This window comes from Microtetraspora malaysiensis, assembly GCF_001528665.1.
In the GTDB taxonomy this organism is placed as follows: domain Bacteria; phylum Actinomycetota; class Actinomycetes; order Streptosporangiales; family Streptosporangiaceae; genus Microtetraspora_A; species Microtetraspora_A malaysiensis.
The window spans coordinates 1-25,360 of sequence record NZ_BBYJ01000005.1; the positions used below are offsets into that span (position 1 = coordinate 1).

At 72.5% G+C, this 25,360-nt stretch carries 20 protein-coding genes; 9 read left to right on the plus strand and 11 right to left on the minus strand.

The window, feature by feature from the left end; all coding sequences use genetic code 11:
* Window positions 1–98: 98 nt before the first annotated feature.
* The 5 genes from AWQ71_RS02845 to AWQ71_RS02865 form a co-directional block, all read right to left on the minus strand.
* Window positions 99–647, minus strand: coding sequence for a hypothetical protein (locus tag AWQ71_RS02845; RefSeq protein WP_157570152.1), 549 nt, complete (start codon window positions 645–647; stop codon window positions 99–101).
* 8 nt (window positions 648–655) lie between these two features.
* Window positions 656–1,297: a response regulator gene (locus AWQ71_RS02850; RefSeq protein WP_067126226.1), complete on the minus strand. Its 642-nt coding sequence runs from the start codon at window positions 1,295–1,297 to the stop codon at window positions 656–658.
* Complete coding sequence (locus AWQ71_RS02855; protein ID WP_067126229.1) at window positions 1,288–2,514, minus strand: sensor histidine kinase; 1,227 nt, start codon at window positions 2,512–2,514, stop codon at window positions 1,288–1,290. The genes AWQ71_RS02850 and AWQ71_RS02855 overlap by 10 nt, the downstream gene beginning before the upstream one ends.
* Window positions 2,515–2,659: 145 nt before the next feature.
* Window positions 2,660–4,153 carry an alpha/beta fold hydrolase gene (locus tag AWQ71_RS02860; RefSeq protein WP_157570153.1) on the minus strand — a complete coding sequence of 498 codons (1,494 nt, stop codon included), beginning with the start codon at window positions 4,151–4,153 and terminating at the stop codon, window positions 2,660–2,662.
* A gap of 173 nt (window positions 4,154–4,326) precedes the next feature.
* A complete protein-coding gene (locus AWQ71_RS02865; RefSeq protein ID WP_084258416.1) occupies window positions 4,327–5,466 on the minus strand; it encodes an ADP-ribosylglycohydrolase family protein in 1,140 nt (379 codons plus the stop codon).
* A gap of 159 nt (window positions 5,467–5,625) precedes the next feature.
* Between AWQ71_RS02865 and AWQ71_RS02870 the strand changes: the two genes are divergently transcribed.
* A complete protein-coding gene (locus tag AWQ71_RS02870) occupies window positions 5,626–6,141 on the plus strand; it encodes an NUDIX domain-containing protein (protein WP_067126238.1) in 516 nt (171 codons plus the stop codon).
* A 62-nt stretch (window positions 6,142–6,203) separates the two neighbouring features.
* On the opposite strand, the gene AWQ71_RS02875 is transcribed toward AWQ71_RS02870, so the two are convergent.
* From AWQ71_RS02875 to AWQ71_RS02890, 4 genes are all read right to left on the minus strand, one after another.
* Complete coding sequence (locus AWQ71_RS02875; protein WP_067127473.1) at window positions 6,204–7,184, minus strand: agmatine deiminase family protein; 981 nt, start codon at window positions 7,182–7,184, stop codon at window positions 6,204–6,206.
* 18 nt (window positions 7,185–7,202) lie between these two features.
* A complete protein-coding gene (locus tag AWQ71_RS02880; RefSeq protein ID WP_157570154.1) occupies window positions 7,203–8,849 on the minus strand; it encodes an urease subunit alpha in 1,647 nt (548 codons plus the stop codon).
* On the minus strand, window positions 8,846–9,535 hold the full coding sequence (gene ureA, locus AWQ71_RS02885) for an urease subunit gamma (protein ID WP_067127476.1): 690 nt from the start codon (window positions 9,533–9,535) through the stop codon (window positions 8,846–8,848). The genes AWQ71_RS02880 and ureA overlap by 4 nt, the downstream gene beginning before the upstream one ends.
* A gap of 120 nt (window positions 9,536–9,655) precedes the next feature.
* The gene (locus tag AWQ71_RS02890; protein ID WP_067126244.1) at window positions 9,656–10,591 is read right to left on the minus strand and encodes a LysR family transcriptional regulator; all 936 of its coding nucleotides are present in this window, start codon (window positions 10,589–10,591) and stop codon (window positions 9,656–9,658) included.
* A 134-nt stretch (window positions 10,592–10,725) separates the two neighbouring features.
* On the opposite strand from AWQ71_RS02890, the gene AWQ71_RS02895 reads away from it, so the two are divergent.
* From AWQ71_RS02895 to AWQ71_RS02905, 3 genes are all read left to right on the plus strand, one after another.
* Window positions 10,726–11,640 (plus strand): pseudouridine-5'-phosphate glycosidase, encoded by a 915-nt coding sequence (locus AWQ71_RS02895; RefSeq protein WP_067126247.1) that lies wholly within the window; start codon window positions 10,726–10,728, stop codon window positions 11,638–11,640.
* Between the two features lie 97 nt (window positions 11,641–11,737).
* Window positions 11,738–12,265: a P-loop NTPase family protein gene (locus tag AWQ71_RS02900; RefSeq protein WP_067126250.1), complete on the plus strand. Its 528-nt coding sequence runs from the start codon at window positions 11,738–11,740 to the stop codon at window positions 12,263–12,265.
* 263 nt (window positions 12,266–12,528) lie between these two features.
* Window positions 12,529–15,270 carry a DUF7824 domain-containing protein gene (locus AWQ71_RS02905; RefSeq protein ID WP_067126253.1) on the plus strand — a complete coding sequence of 914 codons (2,742 nt, stop codon included), beginning with the start codon at window positions 12,529–12,531 and terminating at the stop codon, window positions 15,268–15,270.
* A gap of 146 nt (window positions 15,271–15,416) precedes the next feature.
* Here AWQ71_RS02905 and AWQ71_RS02910 read toward each other — a convergent pair whose 3' ends face one another.
* Window positions 15,417–16,379: an EamA family transporter gene (locus AWQ71_RS02910; protein ID WP_245658081.1), complete on the minus strand. Its 963-nt coding sequence runs from the start codon at window positions 16,377–16,379 to the stop codon at window positions 15,417–15,419.
* Between the two features lie 80 nt (window positions 16,380–16,459).
* On the opposite strand from AWQ71_RS02910, the gene AWQ71_RS02915 reads away from it, so the two are divergent.
* Together AWQ71_RS02915 and AWQ71_RS02920 are read left to right on the plus strand one after the other, a co-directional pair.
* Window positions 16,460–17,365: a LysR family transcriptional regulator gene (locus tag AWQ71_RS02915; RefSeq protein WP_067126256.1), complete on the plus strand. Its 906-nt coding sequence runs from the start codon at window positions 16,460–16,462 to the stop codon at window positions 17,363–17,365.
* 186 nt (window positions 17,366–17,551) lie between these two features.
* On the plus strand, window positions 17,552–18,934 hold the full coding sequence (locus tag AWQ71_RS02920) for an alpha/beta fold hydrolase (RefSeq protein ID WP_169806505.1): 1,383 nt from the start codon (window positions 17,552–17,554) through the stop codon (window positions 18,932–18,934).
* Between the two features lie 66 nt (window positions 18,935–19,000).
* Here the strand turns inward: AWQ71_RS02920 and AWQ71_RS02925 are convergent, their stop codons facing one another.
* Window positions 19,001–19,447, minus strand: coding sequence for a MarR family winged helix-turn-helix transcriptional regulator (locus AWQ71_RS02925; RefSeq protein WP_067126264.1), 447 nt, complete (start codon window positions 19,445–19,447; stop codon window positions 19,001–19,003).
* 158 nt (window positions 19,448–19,605) lie between these two features.
* Between AWQ71_RS02925 and AWQ71_RS02930 the strand changes: the two genes are divergently transcribed.
* The 3 genes from AWQ71_RS02930 (at window position 19,606) to AWQ71_RS02940 (ending at window position 25,290) form a co-directional block, all read left to right on the plus strand.
* Window positions 19,606–19,959, plus strand: coding sequence for a hypothetical protein (locus tag AWQ71_RS02930; protein ID WP_067126268.1), 354 nt, complete (start codon window positions 19,606–19,608; stop codon window positions 19,957–19,959).
* A gap of 5 nt (window positions 19,960–19,964) precedes the next feature.
* The gene (locus AWQ71_RS02935) at window positions 19,965–21,509 is read left to right on the plus strand and encodes a multicopper oxidase family protein (RefSeq protein WP_084258549.1); all 1,545 of its coding nucleotides are present in this window, start codon (window positions 19,965–19,967) and stop codon (window positions 21,507–21,509) included.
* Window positions 21,510–21,888: 379 nt separating this feature from the next.
* Entirely contained in the window at window positions 21,889–25,290 is a 3,402-nt protein-coding gene (locus AWQ71_RS02940) for a phosphodiester glycosidase family protein (protein WP_245658118.1), read from the plus strand.
* Window positions 25,291–25,360 lie beyond the last annotated feature (70 nt).

A 25,360-nucleotide genomic window follows, 5' to 3' on the forward strand; every position in this document is an offset into this window, starting at 1 on the left:
AGGGTTTCACGTAGGAGCAGGACGAACGGCGGTCTCCGGGAGATGTTCCGGGGGCCGCCGTTCGCTGTGCCGGATCAAGGGGTTGAGGAACGTCTGCGCTAAGCGTTGTCTGGGCTTTCGGTGACCTGGGTCTCGTGGTGTGGGCCGCAGGTCACCTCGGCCGCGGCCGGCGGGCACCGCATGGTCCCGCCGGGCGTCGTCACCAGCACGGCGACGCCGGGGGGCGCGCTCAAGGTGTAGACGGTGCGGCAGCCGGGATCCTCCCGCCCCAGGTCTCGGGGGCAGGCCACCTCGACCCGAAGCGTCTTCCCCGACTCCCAGGTCTCGCGCATCGAGGGTGACCCGCCGTGCCAGGTCGTCTCCCGCTTGACGGAGAGGCGTCCGGGGACGCCCGGAGCGACCCGCACGTCGACCCTGCCCCGCACGTCCACGATGATCTGGGGCGTGGTGACGGCGTACGTCACGGTCCTCGTCTCGGTCCCCCTCTGATCGAGGACCGACGACTGGTAGGAGCCGGGGAAGGAGAAGTCGTAGCTGTGGGGAACGCGGATCTCCGACCACGCCGCCAACGTCATCGCCACCACCGCGGACACGGTCAGCGCCGCGCCGGCGACGATCCACCTGGTCCGCACCGCTCGTCGCATCATGTCGCCTCTCAAATCTTCAGGAATCGCAGTACGGCCAGCACCCGGCGGTGATCCTTCTCGGCGCCGGAGAGCCCGAGCTTGGCGAAGATGTTGTTGATGTGCTTGCCGACCGCGCTTTCGGAGACCACCAGGGCCTCGGCGATGCCGGCGTTGGACCGTCCCTCCGCGATCAGCGCGAGCACCTCGGACTCCCTGCGGGTCAGCAGGTCCAGCGGATCGCTGTGCCGGCGCAGCAGCAGCTGGGCGACCACCTCGGGGTCCAGCGCGGTGCCGCCCGCGGCGACCCGGCGCAGTGAGTCGAGGAACTCGGCCACGTCGGCCACCCGGTCCTTGAGCAGATATCCGATGCCGGTCGTCGCCGTGGACAGCAGCCGGGTCGCGTAGCGTTCCTCGACGTACTGCGAGAGCACGAGGATGGGCAGCTTCGGCCGCCGGTGGCGCAGCAGCAGCGCCGCGCGCAGGCCCTCGTCGGTGTGCGACGGCGGCATCCGCACGTCCGTGACGACGAGATCGGGTTCCTGATCGTCCACCGCCCGCAGCAGCCCCTCGGCGTCGGACACCGCGGCCACGACCTCGAAGCCGGCGGATCCGAGGACCCACACGAGGCCTTCCCTGAGGAGGACGGAGTCCTCGGCGAGCACTACGCGCACGGCAGTTCCACCTCTATCGTTGTCGGGCCACCGCTCGGGCTGTCGACGCGCAGGGTCCCGTCCACCGAGCCCGCACGCTGCGCCAGGCCGCGCAGACCCGACCCCTTGGCGGAATCGGCGCCCCCTTGGCCGTCGTCGCGTACGACGAGGCGGAGCACGTCGCCGTCGCGGCGCACGGTCACCTCGGCCTCGGAGGCTCGTGCGTGCTTGGCGACGTTGGTCAGCGCTTCGGAGACGACGAAGAACGCCACCGCCTCGACCACGGGAGAGGTCCGTTCCTGCACGTCGACGCTGAGCCGCACCGGGAAGGGGGCGCGCGCGGCGACGCCGGACAGCGCCGCGTCCAGGCCCTGATCGTTGAGCACGGCCGGGTGCAACCCCTGCACGACGTCGCGCAGTTCCTTCAACGCCTGCTTGGCCTCCTCGTGCGAGCGCACGATCACGTGGCGGGCGGGCTCGGGCAGGTCGGTGAAGGCGGTGCGGGCCATGCCGAGGTTGAGGGCGAGCGACACGAGCCGCTGCTGCGTGCCGTCGTGCAGGTCGCGTTCGATCCGGCGGCGTTCCGCGTCGGCGGCCTCGACCACCTCGGCCCGGCTCTCCCGCAGCGTCTCCACCCGCCTGGCCAGCTCGTCTTTCACGCTGGGACCGAGCAACGCCCGTGCCGCGAGCGTGTCGAGCGCGGTGATCCCGCGAAGCAGCCACGGCACCACCACGAACAGCGCCAGCGCGCCCGCCGCGGGCGGGGCGGTGGTCCAGCCGCCTCCGGCCAGCAGGAGTTGCACGGTGATGATGGCCGCGACCAGGCAGGCCGACCACGCCACGGCCCCGCCCAGGAAGCCCGCCGCGCCGATCAGGGGGCCGACCGCCAGGTGATAGGCGATCTGCCGCCACAGGCCGCCCGATCGCGCTTGAAGGAGAAGCCGTCTGAGCGGGCTCCCGTCCCGGGGGAGACGCGGCAGCGGGGGGATGTCCTGGCCGAGGAAGGCGGCGAACCGGCAGCGCTGCAGCCAGGTGAGCAGCGGCACGATCCGGGTGAGGATCAGCAGCGCGACCAGGGGGACGACGACCGTCCATGCCACGACGACCGACAGCGCGACCAGCACCAAGATCGATGCCATCGAGATGAGCGCGATCGGGACGCCCGCCGTCACGTGGACGGTGCGGAGCCAGGTCGGTGACGACCAGTGGCCGCGAATCCGGTCCCAGGGAGTGGTCATGCGCCAACCCTAGAGATCGGCACGGCTCGACGACATGACTCGGATATCCCAGAAAAAGGTGAGGTAAACCCCACCTTTCCCTGAGACGCGGCCCGAGCAGGAGCGGCGCGTGGGCCGCGTGGTCCGCGTGGGCATCGTGTCGTCACTACCGGGGCGAGCAGAGGGTGCCGGCGCGGGGCAACGTCAGCTCCGTCAGATACCGGTCGGCGTACCCGGTCACGCACGGGTCCTTCGCGCGCAGGTAGACGACGTGGACGGGGCCGTCATAGCGGACGGTGACCGAGCGGGGGATCCTGCTCACCAGGAGATCGGTGACCGGGAAGTCGCGGTCGCCGCCGAGTCCCAGGGCGGGAGGCAGGCCGGCCGGCAGCGGGCGTGGTGGGTTCACCGGCCGGTGCCGCCAGCCGGAGCAGGCCAGGGCCTCCAGCCCGGTGCCGACCCCGCCGCCGAAGTCGCGGGAGATCCGCTCGCTGTAACGGCGGTCGCTGACCAGCGCCTCGTACCCCAGCCTGACCAGGCCATCCGGACAGCGGGTCGCCGCCGCGCCCGGAGAGCTCCAGCTCGCGGAGATGCCCAGGACCTGCTCGCCGAACCAGGCGAAGTCGCCCTTGCTCGCCTTGAACAGCGCGTCGGCGAACTCGGGTGCCTTCTCCGGAACGGGGAGGACCACCCGGGCCAGCGCCTTGAGGTGCACATCGGTCAGTCTGATCTCGCCCAGCCGGGCGGAGGCGTACGTGACGGGCCTGCGGCCGGTGCTCTTGACCAGCGCGCGCCAGAGCGTGCGCACGTTCCGCCCGCGCAGGGCGCACGCGTCGTCACCGGCGCACCAGGTGGTGAAGCGCTTGAACGCCGCCTCGGTCGCGCGAAGTTGCGCGCGTTCCATGCCGCGCCAACCCACCGTCGGGTCCGGCGTGCTGTCGAAGACCACCGCTCGGACGTGCCCGGGGTAAAGCCGCGCGTAGGCGGCGGCCGGAACCCCGCCGTAGGAGAAGGCCAGCATGGTGAGCCGGTCCTGACCGAGGGCGGTTCGGATCGCCTCCATGTCCCTGGCCACCGAGACCGAGTCCAGGTGGTCGGCCAGCCCGGTCGTGTCGTCCCGGCGGCACCGCTCGACCAGGCGTTCCAGGCCGGCCGCCTGGGCCTCGTACGCGGCGCGGTCACGCGGGTCGTTGAGCGGCAGCCCGGGAACCCCGCAGGAAGGCGGCAGATAGCGTCCGGCCGCGCTGGTGCGCGGGTTGTAGCCGACGACGTCGAAGCGCCGGCGCAACGTGGTGAACGACTCCGGGGCAGGGGAGAGGACGCCCTGGATCCCCGGACCGCCGTCGGGCACGACGAGCACGCTGCCGAGGCGGAGCGACGGCTCGGTGGCGGGCAGCCGGGCGAGGTCCAGCGTGATCGTGGCCTTGCCCGGCGCGGACCAGTCCACCGGCACCTCGATCGCCGCGCATTCCATCTCCGCCGGGCCCTGGCCGGACGGGCAGGCCCTCCAGGCGAGGGACGGGGCGGCCTGAGCCGCCGCCGGCAGCGCGGGCAGGCCCAGGAGCGCGGACAGGGCCGACAGGGCGACCGGTACGGTCTTCACCCGATTCGCGGAGCGGGCCGATGCCGGGCTGACCGGCCGTTTCGTGCGGATTGTCATGCGCTCACCGTAGAGATCACGACTGGCCCGGTGACATGGCCGAGGCATCCCGAAACACGGTGAGGCCCACCCCACCATTCGCACGTGCGCCCCGGCCGCACAGGAACCCGCCGCGGTGCCGCCCGGCACCTCCGGGGCCGCGCCGGCGAGTTCACGAAGGCGTCGGCCGCCGATCAGCAGCCGGGATAGGCGTCGGCGGGGAGGTCGCCGCCGGTGAACGCGGTGACGAAGTCGCCGGCGAGCCGCGAGATGGAGTCACGGCCTTCGAGCCGGGCCAGCCAGCGCCGGGGGAGCACGGCCTCGCCGTACCGCGCACCCAGGAGGTTGCCGCAGATCGCGCCGGTGGAGTCACTGTCGCCGGAGTGGTTGACGGCCAGCGGCAGCGCCCGCTCCATGTCCTCCCCGCCGACCAGGGCGCAGTAGACGGCGATCGCCAGGGCCTCCTCCGCGATCCACGCACCGCCGAGTGACTCGACCGCCTCGGGCGACGGATCCCCCTTCGCCGCCAGGGCGACCGCGGCCCGGAGCGCGGCGGTGGTCTCCCCATGCCCGGGGTGCGCACCGAGCAGGTCGAGGGTGCTGTCGACGGCCCGCTCCAGCGGCACGTCCCGTACGAGGAAGAAGACGAGCGCCGCGCAGGCCCCGGCGGCCAGATAGCCGGTGGGGTGCCCGTGGGTGATCTGGGCGCACTCGGCGGCCAGCCGGAAGGCGCGGCCCGCGTCGGCGGCGGCCAGCCCGAACGGCGCGGACCGCATGACCGTGCCGCACCCCTTGGACCCGGGGTTGACCGGCCCCGGCATCCCGGGAGCCGCGAGCGGGCCGAGCTCCGAACGCAGCCCGGACAGGCAGGCGTTTCCGGGAGCGCGCCGCGAATACAGCCACGCCTCCTCACGAAGCCGGCCGGTGCGGACGAGGCCGTCGGGCGGCGGCGGCAGCCGGTGGTTCTGCGTGTCGAGCCAGCGCAGGTAGGCGTTGCGGACGACGGCCACCTCCGGGCATACCTCCGCGCCCACCTCTGGGCCCACCTCCGCACCGCCGACGCCCCGGCCGCGGGCGCGCAGGTGGGCGCGGATGAGCCCTTCCACGGTGAAGAGCGTCATCTGGGTGTCGTCGGTGATCAGGCCCAACGCGGCACGCCAATCGTGCACGAGATCGGTCACCCCGGCCGCGCCGTGGACGCGGCGGATCGTGGCGATCGAGTCGAACTCCACGGGCGCGCCGAGCGCGTCGCCGATCGCTCCGCCCAACAGGCAGCCCCGGACCCTGTCGGCGAACTGCCGTACGCCGTCTGCCGTCCCCGAATCCTCCGGCATGCTGTCCTGATATATGGCGTCTTGTGCCCTGGCGTCCGCGTCCATGCTCTCCCTCACGCTGTCCGGTGTCCCACAGGTTGGTATCACGGAACATCGCCCGGCAGGCAGGGGCGGGGTGAGCCGCGCCACCCGCGAGAGAGATCCGTTTAGGCTCTGATCATGCCCCGTTTCATCCAGCGCCCGACCGCGCGGGTTCTTCTCGCGGACGACGACGACCGGCTCCTGCTCTTCAGCAGCGTGGACGCCACCTGGTTCACCCCCGGCGGCGGCGTCGCCAAGCGGGAGCCGCTCAACGTGGCGGCGGCGCGTGAGCTGCGCGAGGAGACCGGCCGCCGGGTCGCGCCGGAGGACCTGGGCCCCGTCGTCGCCACCACCTCCGGCCACTGGAGGGGGGACTGGGACGGCCGGATCCGGTTCTCCGTGGAGTCGTTCTTCTTCCTCCGGACGCCCGTCTTCGACCTGGACCCGGCGGGTCTCGAACGCCACGAGCGCACGTACATCACCGGGCACCGATGGTGGACGTTCGCGGATATCCGGGCCACGACGGAGAACGTCGTTCCCTGGGGGCTGGCCGGCGTGCTGGAGCGCCTCTACGCCGGCGAGATCCCGGCCGAGCCGGTCCGGCTCCCCTGGCACCACCCCGAGTTCGCCCACCTCGCCGAACCCACACGCTGACCCGCGTCCGTACGAATTTTCGGCCGGGTTCGAGGTGGGGGAAACCGGCCGGGGCGCGGGGGTCAGATCGCGGGCTGCTGCTGGGTGATGCAGTGGATGCCGCCGCCGAGCGCGAAGATGTCGCGGGCGTCGACCGACGCGATCGTGCGGCCGGGGAAGAGCTTCGCGAAAAGGTCGGCGGTATCGGCGTCCCTCGGGTCGTCGAAGGAGCAGAGCAGGGCCAGGCCGTTGGCGAGGTAGTGGTTGATGTACGAGTAGTCGACCGGCTTGCCGTCCGCCTCCAGGACGGTGGGGGCGGGCAGCTCGATCACCTCGAGGGGGCGGCCCTTGGCGTCCGTGGCGGCGCGCAGGATCGCGAGGTTCTCCCGGGTGACCTCGTGGTCGGGGTGCGCCGGGTCGGGCTGCACGTGGCAGAGCACCAGGCCGGGCCGTACGAACGAGGCCAGCAGGTCCACGTGGCCGTTCGTGCCGTAGCCGCCGTAGTCGGCGGTCAGGCCGCGGGGGAGCCAGATCACCTTCTCCACGCCCAGCAGGGCGCGCAGCTCGGCCTCGGCGTCCGCCTTCGTCCAGCCGGGGTTGCGGCGGGGGTCGAGCTGGACGGTCTCGGTGACGATGACCGTGCCCTCGCCGTCCACGTGGATGCCGCCGCCCTCACCGACCATCGCGGTGCGGCGCCGCGGCACGCCCACCCGGTCAAGGACGGACGCGGCGACCAGGTCGTCCTTCTCGTGCGGGGCCCAGCCCCAGCCGTTGAAGGTCCAGTCGATCCCCGTGAGCCGCCCGCCGTCGACCACGAAGGTGGGGCCGTTGTCGCGCATCCAGCAGTCGTCGAGCGGCTGCTCGGCCACCTCGACCCGCGGGTCGAGCCAGGCGGCCGCGGACGCCCGCTCCGACGGGTCGACCAGCATCGTGACGGGCTCGTGGCGCACGATCGCGTTGGCGACCGCCGACCACGCCCGGTACGACGCCTCCGCCCGGTCCAGGGCGTAGCCGACGGGCCACGACATCCAGGTACGGCTGTGCGGGTGCCACTCCGGCGGCATGAACACGGAGATCGCTCCTCAGAGGAAATAGAGGCGGTTGAGAGAAACGGAGTCGGCCGGGCCGGACTCGACCGGCTCGCCGTCCAGCGAGACGCGGCCGTGCGGATCGACGTCCACGCGGCCGAGACGGGCGTTGCGCACCATCGAGGCGGGGCCGATGCCGCGGGTGCCGCGCACGCCGACCCGGCGCCTGCGGGTGGGCATGCGGTCGCCGGACACGGCGGCCTGCGCGACGAAGGCGACCGACAGGTCGGCGGCGGTCGCGCCGTGCGCGCCGAACTGCGGCCCGAGCACCAGCGGCTCGCAGACGTCGGTGGAGGCGTTCGGGTCGCCGGTCACGCCGTACGCGGGGAAGCCCGCCTTCAGGACGAGTTGCGGCTTGGCCCCGAAGTAGGCCGGGCGCCAGAGCACGATGTCGGCGAGCTTGCCGACCTCGAGCGTGCCGACCTCGTGGGACAGGCCGTGCGCGATGGCGGGGTTGACCGTCAGCTTGGCCAGGTAGCGCAGCACGCGCTCGTTGTCGTGCCGGTCGGGGGCGCCGCGCTCGGCCTTCATCTTGCCGGCCATGGCGAACGTGCGCCGGACGGTCTCCCCGGCCCGGCCCATGCCCTGCGCGTCGGAGGAGGTGATGCCGATGACGCCCAGGTCGTGCAGGACGTCTTCGGCGCCCATGGTTCCCGCCCTGATCCGGTCCCGGGCGAGCGCGGCGTCGCCGGGCAGGTCGAGCTTGAGATCGTGCACCGAGACGATCATCCCGTGGTGCTCGGCGACGGCGTCGCGGCCGAACGGCAGCGTCGGGTTGGTGGAGGAGCCGATCACGTTCGGCACCCCGGCCAGCTTGAGCACGTTGGGCACGTGCCCGCCGCCGCAGCCCTCGATGTGGAACGCGTGGATCGTCCTCCCGGAGAGCACGGCCAGGGTGTCCTCCACGGACAGGCACTCGTTCAGCCCGTCGGTGTGCAGCGCCACCTGGACGTCGTACTCCTCGGCGACGGTCAGGGCGGTGTCCAGGGCACGGGTGTGCGCGCCCATGTCCTCGTGCACCTTGAAGCCGGACGCGCCGCCCTCGACCAGGGCCTCGACCAGGGGCGCGGGGTGGGAGGACGAGCCGCGGGCCAGGAAGCCGATGTTGACCGGCCAGGCGTCGAAGGCGTTGAACGCGTGCCGCAGCGCCCAGGGCGAGTTCACCCCGACGCCCCACACCGGGCCGAACTCCTGGCCGATGATCGTCGTCACGCCGGAGGCCAGCGACGCCTCCATGATCCGCGGTGAGAGCAGGTGCACGTGGGTGTCGATCGCGCCGGCCGTCGCGATCAGGCCCTCGCCGGACACGATCGCGGTGCCGGTGCCCACCACCACGTCCACGCCGTCGAGCGTGTCGGGGTTGCCGGCGCGGCCGATCGCGTGGATCCGCCCCTCGCGCACGCCGATCGAGGCGCTGCGCACGCCCAGGACCGGGTCCAGGATCAGCACGTTGCTGATCACCAGGTCGCACGTGTCGCGTACGGACGCGGCCTTCAGATGCAGCCCGTCCCTGGCGGTCTTGCCGAACCCGGCCAGGAACTCCTCGCCCCGCTTCTGCGAGTCATGCTCGACCTCGACGACCAGTCCCGAGTCGCCCAGCCGCACCCGGTCGCCCTTGCGGTAGCCGTACAGGCTCATCATGCCCCCAGATATCCGCAGGCCCGCGCCCGCTCCATCGCGGTCTCGAACGCGCCGGACGCGTCCAGCGGGCCGTCCACCAGGCCCGCGAAGCCGATCGCCACCCGCGCGCCGCCGATGGGGACCAGCGGCACCGTACGGCGGGCGCCGGGGTCGAACCGGATCGTGGAGCCCGCGGGGACGGCCAGCCGGCGGCCGTAGGCGGCGGCGCGGTCGAACCGCAGCAGCGGGTTGACCTCGAAGAAGTGGAAGTGCGAGGTCACGCTGATCGGGACGGTGGCGGTGTTGACGACCTCGATCTCGACGGTCTCCGCCGGCTCCTCGTCGTCGTCGGCCGGGGGTTCGGCGGCCAGGACCGCGCCTGGGGCGTCGGAGCCGAGCGAGCCGCCGCCGAACGGGTCGGTGACGACGGCGAGCCGGGTGCCGTCGTCGAAGACGGCCTCGACCTGGATCTCGGTCACGATGTCGGGCACGCCGGGCAGCACGTCGTCCGGGCCGAGGACACCGCGGCCCGCCTCGATCGCGTCGGCCAGCCGCGCGCCCGCGCGGGCCGCCTCGCACACGGTGTCCGCGATGAGCGCGGTCGCCTCGGGCACGTTGAGCCGCACACCCCTGGCCCGCCGGGAACGGGCCAGCTCGGCCGCGGTGAACAGCAGCAGCCGGTCCCGCTCTGTGGGCGTCAGTCTCACGTCTTCCTCCGGATCGGACAGGGGGAGCGGCGCGGCCCTCACGAGGAGACCGGACAGCGGGCCGATGGATTTTGAATCCTACTCAAGTTTTGTCGCCGAGCCCAGGTCCGGGACCCGTGGTCAGGGAGCCGTCGGCGCCGTCTCGCCGACGCGTGTACGGTCCGCCAGCTCCGCCCCCTTCGCGCGGATGAGAGCGCGCAGCGCGAGGAGCTGCGGTCGCCGGTCGTCCGACCGCCACTGCATCTCCAGGGGAAGCCTCGCCCGCTCCTGAAGGGGAACGGCGACGACGTCCCCGGACAGGTGTCCGGTCGTCGAGCCCGGCACGAGCGAGAACGCCCGCCCCTGCGACAGCAGGTAGAGGCGGGAGCCGACGATCCGGGGCGGGCTCATGAGCACGTGCGGCTCGAGCCCCCGATCGGCGCACATCGCCAGGATGAAGTCGTAGTACCTCGGATGCTGCTCCCTCGGCCACAGGAGCAGCGGCACGTCCTGGAGGTCGCGCAGGGCCACGGCGGGCCGCCCGGCGGCCGGATGCCCGCGGCTGATCGCGACGTAGACCGGTTCGTCGGCGATCGTCTCCGTGCGGAAGCCGGGCAGGTCGTCGAGGAAGCGTCCCAGGCCGATATCGGCCACCTCGGCGGCGAGCGTCGAGGAGACCGCGCCGGTCTCGACGGACATGTCGTCGATCTTCAGGGTGGGAAGCTCGGTCTCCGCCTGGCTGATGACGGCGGGAAGCAGCCGGTTCACCACGCTCGGCGACGCGACGAGGCGGGCGGTGTTCATCCTCGAGTCCTCGTGGAGCAGGACCTTCCCGATGAGGGAGCCCGCCTGGTCGAGGAGCAGGCGGCCCTCGGACGCCATGACCCTGCCCGCCGGGGTCAGCGTGACCGTACGGCGGCTGCGGTCGAGGAGGGCGAGGCCGACGGCCCGTTCCAGGCGGGCGACCTCCTGGCTCACCGTCGGCTGCGAGATGTGCAGCCTGTCCGCGGCGCGGCCGAAATGGAGGCAGTCGGCGACGGCGAGGAAGACCTCGACCTGCCGGAGGGTGAACTTCATAGCGTGAAGCTATCGCAGACTGCGCTTTTCATTCTGGTTCTTGAGTGCACGCCTCTCTAGCCTGGGAAGCCCGTGCTCACGTGACGCTCCGTGGGCGGCTCGACGAAGGTCTGCTCCGAAGAAGGTCTGAACGTATGTCACGTCTTGCGATCCACGTCTCCGACGACGTCACCCGCGCGCTGGAGGCCGGCGCGCCCGTCGTCGCCCTCGAATCCACGATCTTCACCCACGGCCTGCCGCGGCCCCGGAACCTGGCGGTCGCCCTGGAGGCGGAGGACCGGATCCGGGCCGAGGGCGCGGTCCCCGCGACGATCGGCGTCTACGAGGGCGTCCCCACGGTCGGGCTGACCGCCGAACAGATCGCGACGCTGTCGGAGACCGACGACATCGACAAGGTGAGCCTGCGCGACCTGCCGGTGGTCGCCGGGCTCGGACGGCACGGCGGCACGACCGTCGCGGCGACCGCGTACCTGGCGAACCGGGTCGGCGTTCGGGTCTTCGCGACCGGCGGGCTCGGCGGCGTCCACCGCGGGGCGTCCGAGACGTTCGACGAGTCGGCGGACCTGACCACGCTGGCCGTGACCCCCATCACGATCGTCAGCGCGGGCGTGAAGTCGATCCTCGACATCGGGGCGACCCTGGAGCGGTTCGAGACGCTGAACATCCCTGTCATCGGGTACGGGACCCGCCGCTACCCCGGCTTCTACGTCTCGGACTCCGGATACGAGCTGCACTATTCGGTGAACTCTCCCGAGGAGGCCGCAAAGATCATCTCCGCGCGGGACGAGCTGGGGCTGCGGCAGACGGTCCTGCTCGCCAACCCCGTCGACGAGTCGCGGCAGCTGCCGCCGGAAGTGCTCGACGACGTGCTGCGACGCGCCTGGGCGGAGGCCGACCGGCAGGGGATCGGCGGCAACGCCGCGACGCCGTTCCTGCTCGACTTCATCCAGCGGGACACGGGCGGGCGGAGCCTGGAGGTCAACGTGGACGTCTACCGCGGCAACGTCACCCTCGCCGCCAAGGTCGCGGGGGCACTGTCCGCCGAGTAGCCGGGCGGACGGCGAGCGCCGTGCCACACCCGGTCCCAGGGTGGATCGGGTGGCGGCGATTGGACCGGCGGCGGTGCGACAGGCCAGATTAGGTGCCATGGACAGGGTGTTGATCTCCGGCATTTCCGGATCGGGGAAGACGACGTTGGCCGCGGCGCTGTCCGCGACGCTGGGGTTGCCCCGGTACGAGCTCGACGCCCTGCACCACGGACCGGGCTGGCGCAAGCGGCCGGAGTTCCGGTCCGACGTGGAGTCGTTCTCGGCGGGGCCGCGCTGGGTGACCGAGGACCAGTACCACAACGACCTGGGGGACCTGCTGTGGCAGCGGGCCGACACGGTCGTCTGGCTTGACCTGCCCCGTCTCACGGTGACGCGGCGCGTCGTGTGGCGCTCGATCGTCCGGGCCGTCACACGGCGCGAGCTGTGGAACGGCAACCGCGAGGGCTTCAGCGACTGGCTGGACCCCGGACATCCCATCCGCTGGTCCTGGTCCCAGTACGAACGCAGGAGACGCGAGACCGTCGAGCGCGTGGCCCGGCATCCCGATCTCACCCTCGTCCACCTGCGCTCCAGCCGTGCCGTCCACCGGTGGAGGGCCGGGATCGCCTCGGGCTCCCGGCTCTGAGGCCGCCGGCCGGCCCGCCATCTGACCCGGCGGATGGCATTCCGCCTTTCTGAAGCGCGACGAGGCTGCCGGGGCCGTCGCCGCGCTGTGGTTTTGTCGGAGGTGATCTCTAGCCTCTGCGGCATGACGACTGCGACGCAGGCGTGTTCCGACGTCTGTTCCCCCATATCTTCCGCCGGTGCCCTCCTCGGGCCGTCCCCGTATCGCGGGAGCGTGCTTCCGGGTTGCCACCCGCGCCTCTTCACGGCACAGGCGGAGACCGCATGAACGCCTGGGAGAGGGTGCGCAAGGTCATCGCCGACGGCGACGCCGTGCGGACGGCGGCCGAGGTGCTCGGCCTCGACGACGCGGGACGACGCGAGGTGGCCCGCGAGCTGCCCGGCCACATCGGCGCCGCCAGGCAGGAGGCCCATGAGCGACACGAGCGCCGCCAGGCCAAGGTGTCCCAGGCCGAGGAGCTGGCCATGAAGGAGTTCGTCCGCGCCGAGACGGCCCGGGGCGTCTCCGGCGACGAGGCGCACCGGAACTGGTGGATGAGTGGGCGCCACAGCCGCCGCGCGTTCACGGTGGACTGGAGCGAGCGCGACCGCTGGATCGAGCCGATGCGGGTCGCCGGCGCGGGCACGCTCGGCGGCGCGGCGGCCGTCGCGACCTGGCTGTACCGGCGGGACTTCGCCCGCTGGGGGGCGGAGACCGAGCTGGGCCCGCTGCTCCAGGTCATCACGGCCCGCCCGGCGGAGTGGCAGGCCGACCTCGCCGTACGGCTGGCCCTGCGGCTGCGCGGCACCCGGGCACAGGCGAGGGACGACAGCGCGGAGCTGGCGCTGGAACTGCTGCGCCGCACCGGAGCGGTCCCACCCGACCACGATCCGCTCGTGGTCGCCTGGGTGTCCACCCCGCCCGACCTGGAGGGCGACCCGCTGGCCGAGCACCTGGTCCACCGCGTCTTCGAGGCCGAGGGCGTGGGCCGGGCGCTGCGCGACGAGCGGCTCGAAGCCCCCGAATGGGACCGGGACCGGCGCTCCTGGCTGCTCGCGCTCCGTGACCTGGCCGACGCGGGCCGGGTCGGCCGCGACCTGCTGGTCGACGGCTGCGTCCGGCGGTTCCTGCTCGGCGGCAACGCCGCCGACCTGCGCTTCTTCGTCCGGTTGCACGACCTGCTCGACCCCGCTCCCAGCCAGGAGCGTTCCCGTGACTACCTGCGGTTGCTGCCCGCCGCACCGGGGCCGGTGGCCGAGCTGGCCCTGAAGCAACTGCGCCGAGCCGGCGGCCTCAGTGGCGACGAGGTCAACGAGGCGGTGGAGGCGCTGTTGTTCCGCGCCGAGGGCAAGCTGGTACGCGCCGGGCTGACCCTGCTCGACCAGGCGGCCCGTGACGCCGGCGACGACCTCGACCATCTGGCGCCCGCGCTCGCGTCCGCGTTCCTGTGCGAGTCGTACGAGGCGCAGGAGCGGGCGGTACGGCTGGCCGCCAAGTACGCCGGGCGCTTCTCGCCGGTCGGCGCCGAGGCCGTTCGCGAGGCGGCGACCGTGCTGCCCGCGGACCTGGTGGCGCGGCTGGCCGAGGCGTACGGCGAAATGGACTCCGCGCCGGTGGAGGCCGACGACTTCCAGGCCGTTCCGCTTCCGTCGTTCCCGGCGCCCACCCGCAAGCCTCTCTCACCCACCCTCGACGACCTGGCCGGCATCCACAGGTATCTCGACGTTGGCGTCGCGTTCGAGCGCTGGCTCGACGCCTTCGTGCGCAATCCGGCGGCGAGGAAGGCGCCGCGCGGCAAGCGCGAACCGCAGGTCCGGGAGGAGCTGTACCGCCGGCGGCACTGGTCCCGGCCGGAGCAGTGGACCCATGCGCTGCTGTGCGAAGCCGCCGACCCCGGCGCGGAGCCACCCGACCCCGAGCCGGGCATGTCGCGAGACCGGTTGCCCGGCCCGGAGACCCTCGCCCTGCCGCAGCGGGCCGTGCTCCTGCGCTGCGCCGAGATCCGCGCGGCCCTGAAGGCCGGGGAGCTCCCGCCATACCTGCTGGCCACCCCGACCCTCACCTCGGGGCACATCGACCCCGCCGCGCTGGTCGCCCGCCTGGAGGGCTACGAGCGGGCGGGTGTGCGGGCGCTGCCCGCCGACCTGCAGCAGGCGCTGCTCCGCCTGCCGAGGGAGGCGGATCCCGACGTGATGGAGCGCGCCGGGAGGCTGACCTCGGAGGCGGGCGTCACGCTGGCCCGCTGGCTGAAGGAACGGCCCGAGCCCGCGATGCGCGTCGACTGGTCCCACGCCGGCGGCGACTACACCCACGACCGGCAGTCGGGAGAGCAGAGCCCCAGACTGCGTCCCCGCATCCGGCTGGAGCCGACGGGGATGGAGCTGGTCGACGCGCTCCTGGCCGACCCGCACTGCTGGAGCCGGGACGACAGCGCCGCCATGGCGTACTGGCGGCTCGTCCTGCCCTCCGACCGGGAGGCGGTGGCCATGTACCTCGTGCCCTCCCTGCTCCCCCTGCAGGAGCGGCCCGTCTACTTGCAGGAGCGCGTGACCGAGCTGTTCCACCAAGACGGACCCGTGGGTGAGGGCCTGGCGCTGCTGATCGCCTGCCTTTTGGCGGAGCACTTCTGGCACCACACGCCTGAGCGTGGCCAGGAGCTGCTGCTGCGCGCGGTCGCCGCCGGCTGCCTGCCCGCGGCGGAGTGCGGCAGGCAGCTCGGCCTCATCCTCCGGCGGGCCTCGGTCAAGCTGAGCCGGGTGACGGAGTCGCTGGACGCCTGCGCGAGAAAGGGCGCGCACCGGGAGGTCTGGGAGATCATGACCGGCCTGCTGCCCGTCTACCTGCCGGGGCCGGGCGAGCGCACGCACTCCGCCCACACCCAGGCGCTCACCTTCGCCGTCGAGGCCGCCCGCCGGGCGGACGCGCGCGGCCCGCTCCCGGTGATCTCCGAGATCGCCGCGCGCAAGGGGACGAGCGGATTCGTCCGTGCGGCCCGGCGCCTGCACGAGCGGCTCGTCGAAAGCTAGGAAGCTAGAAAGCCGGAACGCCGTCCCGGTCGCTACTCCGCCCCGCCCCGGCCGATGATCTCGTCTCGGTGGGGGAAGGCGGTGAAGCAGCGGGGACGGCGTCGACGTTTTCACGGTGTCATTTTCACCGTGTCATTTTCACGGTGTCATGCGGCGGTGCGCTGCTCGGACGCCGCGCGGACGCCGAGGCGGCGGCGCGTGGACGTGCGCGGGGGAAGCTGTCCCGCGACGATCGAGGCCAGCGCCAGCGCGAACCCGAGAAGCTGGATCGGGCCGAGCGTCTGGCCGAGCAGGAGGGCGCCGAGAAGCGCGGCGACCATCGGGGAGATCAGGCCGAGGACCGCGACCGACGTGACGGGCAGCGCGGTCACGCCGCGGAACCACAGGACGTAGGCGAGCAGGCCGCCGACCAGCCCGAGCCAGAGGTAGCCGATCGCGGCGGTGCCGTCGATCGCGGGCGGCGGCCCTTCGACGAGGAACGTGACGGGCACCAGGAACAGGCCGCCGGCGGTGAGCTGCCATCCGGCGAACGCCGTGGGGCTGACACCGGCGGGGCGTCCCCAGCGCTTGGTGAGCGTCACGCCCAACGCCATCACGACCGCGCCGGCGAGTCCGGCCCCGATCCCGACCGCGTCGAAGGCCGCGGCAGGGCCGATCACCACCAGGCCGACGCCCGCGACGCCGACCGCACCCCAGACGAAGCGGCGCGGGGACGGGCGCTCGTGGAGGACCATCACGGCCAGGGCGGCGACGATGATCGGCTGAGCCGCCCCCAGCGTGGCGGCGACGCCGCCCGGCAGACGCTCCGCGGCCGTGAACAGGAACGGGAAGAACAGGCCGATGTTCAGCACACCGAGCGCCGCGGCCTTCCACCACCACGCCCCGCGCGGCAGCGTCCGGGTGAACGCGAGCGCGATCAGGCCCGCGGGGAGCGACCGCAGCAGCCCGGCGAACAGCGGATGCCCCGGGGGGAGGAACTCGGTGGTGATGATGTAGGTCGTGCCCCAGACCACGGGCGCGAGCGCCGTCGCCGCCGTACCGGCCAGGTTCCCGTACGAGCGACCTGTGGTGGTTCCCGTCGAGATGGTGTGTGTCGCCGTGTTTCTCACGTCACTGAGTCTGGGCCTTGCGGCATCAATGAGTCCAACACATGTTTGTCACTTCATCTATCGTGATCCACGATAGATCCATGGAGCTCCAGCAGATCCGCTACGTCCTCGCGGTGGCCGAGACGAACAGCTTCACCCGCGCCGCCGAGCGGTGCCTGGTCGTCCAGTCCGCACTCAGCCACCAGATCGCCCGGCTGGAACGTGAACTCGGCGCGCGGCTCTTCGACCGCACCAGCCGCATGGTGCGGCTGACGCCGGCCGGTGAGGCGTTCCTCCCCGCCGCCCGCCAATGCCTGGACGCCGCGGAGCGCGCCGTGGCCGAGGTCGCCGCCGCTGCCGGGGAGGTACGCGGACGGCTCACCGTGGGGGTGATCCCCACCGTCGCCGCGATCGACGTCCCGGCCACGCTGGACGGCTTTCGCCGGAAATACCCGAACGTGCGCGTCGGCCTGCGCGTGGGCGCCAGCGAGGACCTCGTCGAACAGATCAAGGACGGGACCGTCGACGTGGCCTTCCTGGGCCTGCCGGCAACGGCCCGCCCGCAGGGCGTCCGCTCCCGCGAGCTCGCCCATGACTGGCTCGTCGCCGTGGTCGCACCGGGGCATCCGCTGGCGGGGGAGCCGCATGTCGATCTCCACCGGCTCTCGTCCGAGGTGTTCGTGGACTTCCCGGCCGGTACGGCGGGGCGGATCCAGTCCGACCAGGCCTTCGCGGCCGCGGGCCTCGGCCGCGAGGTCGCCTTCGAAGTGACCGCCGCGGATTTCATGGCCCAGCTCGTCCGGCAGGGGCTCGGCATCGCCATGCTGCCGTCCGCCTACACGCCGCAGCTCACCGGCGTGATCACCGTCCAGGTGTCCGACGCGCCGGCCCGCGTCGAGCACCTTGCGTGGAGCCGGTTCAGCCTCACACCCGCGGCGTCCGCGTTCCTCGCCGCCGTCGACGCCCCGGCCGAGCTGCTCGCGGAACGGCACAGCTCCGAGGAGTGACAGGAGCGACCGGGGTGAGATCGGACCCCTGTCACTCCGGCCGCTGTCACTCCGGCCGTGAACCGGCGGCTGACGGGCGCGCCGTCGTGCCGCGGCGGGATGACATCCCCCGGTCTGATCCGCCGATCGCCGAACCAGCCCCCGGTCCGACGCGGCCGGAGCGCCGCTTCGGCGATCGTGATCGGCATGCTGAAATCAATCGCCGTAGCGCTGACCTTGCTGGGTTCGGGCGCGCACGCGCCGCAGGCCGCCGATCCGCTCGAATGGAAGCCCTGCCCCGGCGACAAGGTCGGGATGGAATGCGCCGACCTCGAGGTTCCGGTCGACTGGCGGAAGTCCGACGGCCGCACGATCACGCTGAAACTGGGCCGGCTCAAGGCCACCGGCCGCTCCGAGGGCGCTGTGGTGGTGGCGTACGGCGGGCCGGGCGCGCCGGGGATCGCCCTCACCCAGTCCCTCGACTGGTGGTCCGGGCTCCGCGAGCGCATGGACATCGTCACGTGGGACACCCGGGGATACGGCGAGCAGTTCGGCGGCCTCGGCACCGGTCTGCCGTGCACCTGGACCCGGCTCCCGCTGCCGAAGCTCCCCGGGGACGACGCCGAATTCGGGCGGCTCGCCGACGCCAACCGCGGTTACGCCGAGGCCTGCCGCGCCAAGGACCCCGAGCTCTTCGCCGCCATGAGCTCGGCGGACAACGCCAGGGACATGGAGGCGATCAGGAAGGCGCTCGGCGGCGCCAAGCTCAACTTCTACGGCGCCTCCTACGCCGGGTTCTACGGGCAGGACTACGCCCGGCTGTTCCCCGGCCAGGTGCGCACGATGGTGCTCGACGGCACGTGGCACCACAGCACCGGCGACTGGGCCGGCGAGCAGGAGGAGATGGCCAGGAGCAATCAGCAGGCCATCGACCGGTTCTTCGACTGGTGCGCGGCCGCGGGCAAGTGCCGCGACGTGCCGGGGAAGTGGCGCACGTTGATCGCCAGGGCCGGCCGCGCGCCGATACCGGCCAAGAAGTCCGGCATCGCGTACGACGGCAGCGACCTCCAGGCCTTCGCGATCGGTTCCGCCAAGCAGGGCGCCGAGGCGTGGCCGAAGCTGGCGCGCGACATCCGCGCGGCCGCCGCCGGTGACGCCTCCGGTTTCGTCCCCGAGCGCGGCCTTCGCTATCCCGACCAGTCGACCGGCGTCACCGAATGCCTCGACTGGCCCCGTCCCTCCGGCCGCGCCGAACTGGAGCCGCTGGTCGCCCGGCTGCGCAAGGTCGCCCCCGACGCCGGAGCCGCCAACACCCTGGCGACCGGGAGTCTCGGCTGCGTCGGCTGGCCGGTCCCGGTCAGCAACCCGCCCACCCCGCTGCCGAAGGGGCTGCCGCCGATGCTCGGCGCGGGCGCGTGGGGCGAGTCGGACGCCGTCCAGCGGGTGCTCGCGCAGGTGCCGGGCAGTGTCACCGTCCGCCACGAGGGTCCCGGCCACACCCTCTACGGTGTCAACGCCTGCGCCCGCGCCCACATCAACCGCTATTTCACCGATGGTGTTCTGCCCACAGCGGCCACGGTGACGTGCTGACGGAGAACGCCTGGGGCATCCGCCCCGGCATCGCGCGCGGCAGGGCGGGCGAGGGGGCTGAGGTCCTCATGGGGAGACGAACCTGCGCAGCAGGTGCCGGAGGTGGTCCTGCTCTTCCGCGGTCAGGTGAGCCAGCAGCTCGCCGTTGACGCGCATGGCGACCGCCTCCGCGTGGGCGAACAGCTCCCGGCCCGCGTCGGTGATCTCCACCGCGTAGGCGCGCCGGTCACCTGCGGCGGGCCGGCGTACTGCGAGGCCCCGGGCCTCGAGATCGTCGACCGTCCGTACGATCGACGATTTGTCGCTCCCGGTGAGCGCGCCGATCTTGCGCTGGTTGACCGGCCCGTGGCGGACCAGGTTGAGCAGCACGCCGAAGTGGCGGCCCTCGATGCCGAGCGGGACCAATCCCTCGGAGAACGCCGCGGACGCGCGCTGCCCGGCGAGCCGCAGCAGTGGCCCGAGGCTGTAGTCGCGTCCGGCCGGTGGAGGGCTCGGGCTGTTTTCAGCGTTCATCGCCTCCCCAGTGTAGGGTAGTCAGAGATAGTCTCATCTGAGACTATCTCGCCTCGCCCATTTGAGGATCGATGACGACTTCCCCCTTACTTGCCGAGACCGGTGATGGCCAGGTCCGCCGGGCACGACGTTGGGTTCGGTGGCCCTTCCGGGGCGCGATGACGGTGGCCGCGGTGTTGCTGTTCGACCAGGCGGTGTTCGCCGGGCAGTTCCTGTCGGGTACATTCGCCGCGCTCCACACGCACCGGGAGAACGCCACTGCGGCCGGCATCGCCGTGCTCGTCGCCGCGGTGGCCGCGATACCCATCAGATGGCCGGGCGGCGGGCCGTTCTGGCCGGTGCTCGCGTGCCTTGCGCTGTTCGGGTTGGTCGCCCTGCAGATCGTGCTCGGCTTCGCGCGCATGCTCACCGTGCACATTCCGCTCGGCGTCTCGATCATCTTTCTGGCCGTCGTCCTCGTCCACTGGGCCTGGCGTCGGCCCCGCTCGGCGGAGGGCGGCGGGCGGGCATGAAGGCGATGAACAGACGGAACTTCTTCGGTGTGCTGGGCGGTGCGGCGGTGGCGGCGGGCGTCGGGGTGCCGCTGCTGTCGGGCATACACGGGTCGACCTCGACCGGCACTCTGCTGCTGAGCCGGGCCCCGCTCCCGGCCCGGTTTCGCCTGCCCCTCGCCGTCCCGCCGGTGCTGACGCCGGTGCGCAGCGACGCAGCCGGCGACCACTACGAGGTGGTACAGCGAGCGGCCGACGTCGAGCTGATCCCGGGCCTACGGACCCGGATCTGGGGGTACAACGGCATCTTCCCGGGTCCGACGATCGTGTCGCGCAGCGGCCGGCCCACGGTCGTGCGGCACCGTAACGAGCTGCCGGCGCCGGTCGTCGTCCACCTGCACGGCGGCCGGACGCCCTCGTCCGAGGACGGCTACCCGACCGACCTGCTGATGCCCGTCGCCGTCGCTCCTGGCCAGGGACACCACCATGACATGGCCGGGGCCGTCACCATCGGGGAGCGCGACTACCGCTATCCGCTGGAGCAGCGCGCCGCCACCCTCTGGTACCACGACCATCGGATGGACTTCACCGGTCCCAGCGTCTGGCGCGGGCTCGCCGGCTTCCATCTCGTGCACGACGACGAGGAGGACGCGCTGCCGCTGCCCCGGGGCGAGCGCGACCTGCCGTTGATGATCGCCGACCGGTCGTTCGCCGAGGACGGCTCGCTGCTGTACCCGAGTCTCGACCCCACCCTGACCACGCCGGGAGTGATGGACGCCTACAGCCCTGGAGTGCTCGGCGACGTCATCCTCGTCAACGGTGTGCCCTGGCCGCTCGCCGAGGTCTCCGCGGCCCGTCACCGGCTGCGGCTGCTCAACGCCTCCAACGCCCGGCGCTACCGGCTCGCCCTGGACCCGCCCCCACCGGGTGGCGGCGGGCTCGTCCAGATCGGCACCGACGCCGGGCTGCTGGAGCGTCCGCTACGGCATGACGCCATCGAGATGGCGCCCGCCCAGCGGTACGACGTGGTGGTCGACTTCGGCGCCTACCGCGTCGGCCAGGAGGTCACGCTGGTCAACGAGTTCGGCAGCGGCCCGACGGCACAGGTCATGCGGTTCCGCGTCGCCCGTGCGGCCCACGACGACAGCCGCGTGCCGGACCGGCTCTCACGGATCGTTCCGCTGGACCGCGCCGATGCCGTGGTCACCCGCACCCTGCGCTTCCGGCACGACACGATGCACGGCATGACCGGCTGGACGATCAACGGCCTCCCGTTCGGCCCCGACGTCGTCCATGCCCGTGCCCGGCTCGGCACGGTCGAGGTCTGGCGGCTCATCACCGACTTCCATCACCCGATCCACCTGCACCTGGCGCCGTTCCAGGTGCTCTCGCGCGGCAACGGCGGGCCCGGTGCCTACGACCTGGGCTGGAAGGACACCCTCGACCTGCGGCCGGCCGAACAGGCCGAGATCATCGTTCGCTTCGACGGCTACCCAGGTCGCTACGTCTTCCACTGTCACAACCTGGAACACGAGGACATGGCCATGATGGGCAATCTCCTGGTGGCCTGAGGGGACTGGACAAATATCCGCATCCTGGTCGCACCCATTCTCGTGTCGGGCCCGGCTTCGACAATGTGGGGCGCGCCGGCCGTGATCGGCGCCCGTGACGCCCCGGCAGTGATCTACATTGTAAAGGGCGGCGCCGGTTTTCTTGTTCCGCTCGGGTCGGCTTCGGTGGCGGGGGCGGCGTTGGCGGCAGTGGTCATTTGCCCAGGCCTGGGGCGGTATTCGCCTGTGTGGGGCCGAATCCGCGGTGGGATGGGAGATCGCGGAGGCCGCATGAAGTTTTCTTTTAGGACACGTCCAAGTCTTGAAACTTGTAACCAGAACGCGATTGAGTTCGCTCGTGTCACAACGTCATCAAAGTCACCACCCCCGCTTGCTGGCCGTGGCCCTCCTCGCCCCGCTGCTCGCGTTCGGCGCGACCGCCGGGCCCGCCACGGCCGACGCGCAACCCCCACAGCCACAGCACCCCCTCGTCGAGGACGCCGCCCCCGCGTCCTCGTATCCGGCCGCCTCCACGCTGCTGGCCACCCCCGGCACGCAGCGGCTGGAGACGGCGAAGCAGACCCGGCCGGTCGCGCCGGGTGTCACGCTCTCCTCGTTCGACCGCTACGACGCGGCCGGCTGGTTACGCGCCGACGCGATCACCGCCGACCTCACCGGCGGCGCGAGCGCCGGCTACGTCTTCTCCGGGGAGGTGTCGAAGACCGAGCCGCTGTCCGGGCCGGTGAAGCGCGGCCGCGCCATCGCCGCCGTCAACGGCGACTTCTTCGACATCAACAACTCGGGGGCGGCCCAGGGCGTCGGCGTCCGCGACGGGGAGCTCGTCCAGTCCCCGGTCGCCGGCCACGGCAACGCGGTCGCGCTCACGCCCGACGGCGTCGGGCGCGTGCTGCAGATGCGGTTCGACGGCAGCGCCACCCCGGCGGGCGGCGAACCGATCACCCTGACCCAGTTCAACCAGCTCATCCAGGCCGGCGGCGTCGGCGTGTTCACCCCGCTCTGGGGCTCCTACGATCGCGGCCGCGCGGTCGCGGGCGCCGCCGCGGTCACCGAGGTCGTGCTCCGCGACGGCGCCGTCGCCGAGGTACGCTCCGCCGCCGGCGGCGGCCCCATCCCGGCGGGCACGACGATCCTCCTCGGCCGCGAGGCCGGGGCGGCGGCCCTCGCCCGGCTGAAGCCGGGCGACCGCGTCGACGTGGCGTACCAGCCGAAGGCCTCCGACGGCGGCGCCGTCAAGACCGCGGTCGGCGGCGGTGACATCCTCGTCAAGGACGGTGCCGCCCAGGTCTCCTCCGACAACGCCGCCCACCCGCGCACCGCCGTCGGCTTCTCCGCCGACGGCCGCACGATGTACATGCTGACCGTCGACGGCCGCCAGGCCGACAGCCGGGGCGTCACCCTCACCGAACTCGGAGCCATGATGGCCGAGCTCGGCGCGCACAACGCGATCAACCTCGACGGCGGCGGCTCCTCCACGATGCTCGCCCGCAAGCCCGGCTCCGCCGACGCCCGCGTGGAGAACAGCCCCTCCGACGGCGAGGAGCGACACGTCCCCAACGGCCTGGCCCTCTACGCCCCCGCCGGCAGCGGCAAGCTCAAGGGCTTCTGGGTCGAGACGGCCGCCGACCCGGTGAAGGCGCCGGGCACCGGTCCGACCGCGGGCGGGAGCACCGACCGGGTCTTCCCCGGGCTCACCCGCAAGCTCACCGCCGACGGCTACGACGAGACGTACGGCCCGGTGGCCGGCGCGCCCTCGTGGCGGGCCACACCGGCCGTGCACGGGCAGGTCGGCCGCGACGGCGTCTTCCACGCCTCGACGCCCGGCCAGACGACCGTCACCGCCTCGCGCGGCGGCGTCAAGGGCACGATCGAGCTCACCGTCCTGCAGCCCCTCGAACGGCTGGGCGCCACGGCCGACCTGGTCGGCCTCGGCGGCGCGGACGACGCGGGCGTCTTCGGCGTGGTGGGTTACGACCGCAACGGCAACTCCGCTCCCATCGAGCCCGGCGACCTGCGCCTCGACTACGACACGACCCTGTTCGACGTCGCCCCCGCCGAGCACGGTCTGTTCACGGTGACGTCGAAGAAGGCGACCGGCTCGGGCACGATCACCGTCACGGCCGGCAAGGTGACCACCGCGGTGCCGGTGACGATCGGCTACCAGGACGTCTCGGTCGCCGACTTCGAGGACGCCGCGTCCTGGACGTTCTCCGCGGCGCGCGCCACCGGATCGCTGTCGCCGACGCCGGGTCAGAGCGGCGGCGGGCTACGGCTCGCGTACGACTTCACCCAGTCGACCGCCACGCGGGCGGCCTACGCCAGCCCACCCCGGGAGATCACCGTGGAGGGGCAGCCGCAGGCGTTCGGGATGTGGATCAGCTCCTCCGGGCACGGGGAGTGGCCGAGCCTGGAGTTCTACGACGCCCAGGGGCAGTCGCAGATCCTGCGCGGCCCCTACCTCACCTGGACCGGCTGGAAGTACGTCGAGTTCGCCGTCCCGCCCGGGGTGAACTACCCGCTGAAGCTCCGGCGCTTCTACGTCGCGGAGACCAGGGCCGACACGCTGTACAACGGCGAGATCGCCATCGACGGGCTGGTCGCCAAGGTGCCGCCGCAGGTGAGCGCCCCGGCCGCCGTCAAGGTGACCGACCCGGTCGTCCGTACCGGCACCGAGGTGGCCGGCATGCCGTGGCGGTTCGCGGTCATGTCCGACGGCCAGTTCGTGGCGCGCGACCCCGGCAGCGACATCGTCGCCAACGTCCGCCGCACCCTGCGGGAGATCAAGGCGGCCAAGCCCGAATTCCTGATCATCGACGGCGACCTCGTCGACGAGGCGTCCCCCGAGGACTTCGCGCTGGCCAAGCGCATCCTGGACGAGGAACTCGGCGGCGAGCTGCCGTTCCACTACGTGCCCGGCAACCACGAGGTGATGGGCGGAAAGATCGACAACTTCAAGGCGGTCTTCGGCGACACCTACGGCACGTTCGACCACAAGGGCACCCGCTTCATCACCCTCGACACCTCGCGGCTGAACCTGCTCGGCGGAGGGTTCGAACAGGTGGCCATGCTCAGGAAGCAGCTCGACGCGGCCGCGAAGGACCCCGCGATCGGGTCGGTGGCCGTGCTGTTCCACGTGCCTCCGCGCGACCCCACGCCCGGCAAGGGCAGCCAGCTCGGCGACCGCAAGGAGGCCGCGCTGGTCGAGGGCTGGCTGGCCGACTTCCAGCGCACCACCGGCAAGGGAGCGGCCTACATCGGTGGTCACGTCGGGACGTTCCACGCCTCGCACGTCGACGCCGTGCCGTACTTCATCAACGGCAACTCCGGCAAGAACCCGGCCACGGCGGCCGACGACGGAGGGTTCACCGGCTGGTCGCTGTGGGGCGTCGACCCGGTGACGGCGAAGGAGGCCGAGCACGTCCGGCGCAACTGGTTCGTGGACGCGCCGACCTGGATCGGCACGCAGGTCCGCCCGCACGTGGACGAGCTGACCCTCACCGCGCCCGCTTCCATGAAGGTCGGCGAGTCCGGCCGCGTGTCGGCCACCCTGACGCAGGACGGCCGTACGGTGCCCGCCGCCTATCCGGCCTCGGCCGACTGGTCCGGCTCCCCGAACCTGCACGTCGGCGATCGCGCCGGCGCCAAGCCGTGGCACGTCGCGGTGCTGGACCCGGAGACCGGGACCATCACGGCGCTGCGCCCGGGGCAGGTCGTGGTCGCCGTCACCGTGAACGGCGTCACCCGCCAGGCAACGGTCGCGCTGGCCGCCCGCGCGGCCGCCTGACCCGCGCCCCCAAACGGGCCCTCCCGCGGTACGGCGTCGCCGCGCCGCGGGAGGGCCCGCGTACGCCGGA

Excerpts from the sequence above, each read along its gene's own strand:
- AWQ71_RS02845 (WP_157570152.1), bottom strand. The coding sequence starts at position 647 with ATGATGCGACGAGCGGTGCGGACCAGGTGGATCGTCGCCGGCGCGGCG.
- AWQ71_RS02855 (WP_067126229.1), bottom strand. The coding sequence starts at position 2,514 with ATGACCACTCCCTGGGACCGGATTCGCGGCCACTGGTCGTCACCGACC.
- AWQ71_RS02860 (WP_157570153.1), bottom strand. The coding sequence starts at position 4,153 with ATGACAATCCGCACGAAACGGCCGGTCAGCCCGGCATCGGCCCGCTCC.
- AWQ71_RS02865 (WP_084258416.1), bottom strand. The coding sequence starts at position 5,466 with ATGCCGGAGGATTCGGGGACGGCAGACGGCGTACGGCAGTTCGCCGAC.
- AWQ71_RS02870 (WP_067126238.1), top strand. The coding sequence starts at position 5,626 with ATGCCCCGTTTCATCCAGCGCCCGACCGCGCGGGTTCTTCTCGCGGAC.
- AWQ71_RS02875 (WP_067127473.1), bottom strand. The coding sequence starts at position 7,184 with ATGCCGCCGGAGTGGCACCCGCACAGCCGTACCTGGATGTCGTGGCCC.
- AWQ71_RS02880 (WP_157570154.1), bottom strand. The coding sequence starts at position 8,849 with ATGATGAGCCTGTACGGCTACCGCAAGGGCGACCGGGTGCGGCTGGGC.
- AWQ71_RS02890 (WP_067126244.1), bottom strand. The coding sequence starts at position 10,591 with ATGAAGTTCACCCTCCGGCAGGTCGAGGTCTTCCTCGCCGTCGCCGAC.
- AWQ71_RS02895 (WP_067126247.1), top strand. The coding sequence starts at position 10,726 with ATGTCACGTCTTGCGATCCACGTCTCCGACGACGTCACCCGCGCGCTG.
- AWQ71_RS02900 (WP_067126250.1), top strand. The coding sequence starts at position 11,738 with ATGGACAGGGTGTTGATCTCCGGCATTTCCGGATCGGGGAAGACGACG.
- AWQ71_RS02905 (WP_067126253.1), top strand. The coding sequence starts at position 12,529 with ATGAACGCCTGGGAGAGGGTGCGCAAGGTCATCGCCGACGGCGACGCC.
- AWQ71_RS02915 (WP_067126256.1), top strand. The coding sequence starts at position 16,460 with ATGGAGCTCCAGCAGATCCGCTACGTCCTCGCGGTGGCCGAGACGAAC.
- AWQ71_RS02920 (WP_169806505.1), top strand. The coding sequence starts at position 17,552 with ATGCTGAAATCAATCGCCGTAGCGCTGACCTTGCTGGGTTCGGGCGCG.
- AWQ71_RS02925 (WP_067126264.1), bottom strand. The coding sequence starts at position 19,447 with ATGAACGCTGAAAACAGCCCGAGCCCTCCACCGGCCGGACGCGACTAC.
- AWQ71_RS02930 (WP_067126268.1), top strand. The coding sequence starts at position 19,606 with ATGACGGTGGCCGCGGTGTTGCTGTTCGACCAGGCGGTGTTCGCCGGG.
- AWQ71_RS02935 (WP_084258549.1), top strand. The coding sequence starts at position 19,965 with ATGAACAGACGGAACTTCTTCGGTGTGCTGGGCGGTGCGGCGGTGGCG.